Raw genomic sequence first — 837 nt, forward strand, 5'->3', positions numbered from 1 at the left:
GCCTCGATAGCGCCAGGGATATCACCTTGTCGCTTTTTAATGTCACCCTCTATTTCAAGGTAGCTCGCTTTAAACGCCTCTTCACTTGGCTTAAGCAAGGCCAAAGCATCGTCATGCTTTTCTTGCGCAGATAAAATACGAGCTAAACGAGCGGTGACAATATGTTGAAGACGAACATCTTCTGTTTTTGATAAAACCCAATTTAGCTGCTCTGCTGCACCTTCGTAGTTTTTGTCTTCTACCAGGTCTTTTGCCATAAACATCGCAGCATACAAAGCGTATTCAGTGCCCTCAAACTCATCTTTCAGTTGCTCTGCCAAGTAGCTGACTGTTTCCGCTTCGTCTTCACTATCAAAATCGTTTTGCGTAGCGACTGTTACCAATTGTTGATACTGCAAAGACGCTGCTGTTTTTTCCTGAATCACATTGTTCTGGTAAGCCTTCCAGCCAAACACAATAACCAGCGCTGCACCAATACCCATCAATAGTGAATTACCGTTATCGCTCCACCACTTTTTCAATGCCGCCAGTTGTTCATCTTCTGTTGAAAGGTTGTCCACGTCTTGCTCCTGTCTACCTTGTTTTTGTCTTGGCACCCTTACAGGGCACCTTCGTTATCATTGTATTGCGCTGCATTATAACCGACTCGGTCGAGTTCGCAGCATTAAAAACAGCTAGTGTTGCTTACTTTTTGGCAATACAGCCAAATTCCCGGCAACTCCCAAGCTTTAACTAAATGCAGAATTCACTTCTGTTAAGAGCTCTGCAAAACTAACCAGCTTTTGCCCACCCTCACCTTTTAGTCGTTTGACTACCAACGTATCATTTTCCAGCTCC

The 837-nt window shown here is 44.2% G+C and carries 1 protein-coding gene; it reads right to left on the bottom strand.

Annotation, left to right across the window (positions count from 1 at the left end; genetic code table 11):
- On the bottom strand, nucleotides 1-560 hold a 560-nt coding region (locus tag A3763_RS10735), incomplete at its 3' end, for a tetratricopeptide repeat protein (RefSeq protein ID WP_068760011.1).
- Between the last annotated feature and the right edge of the window lie 277 nt (nucleotides 561-837).

The sequence above is a fragment of the Oleiphilus sp. HI0128 genome (genome assembly GCF_001635365.1).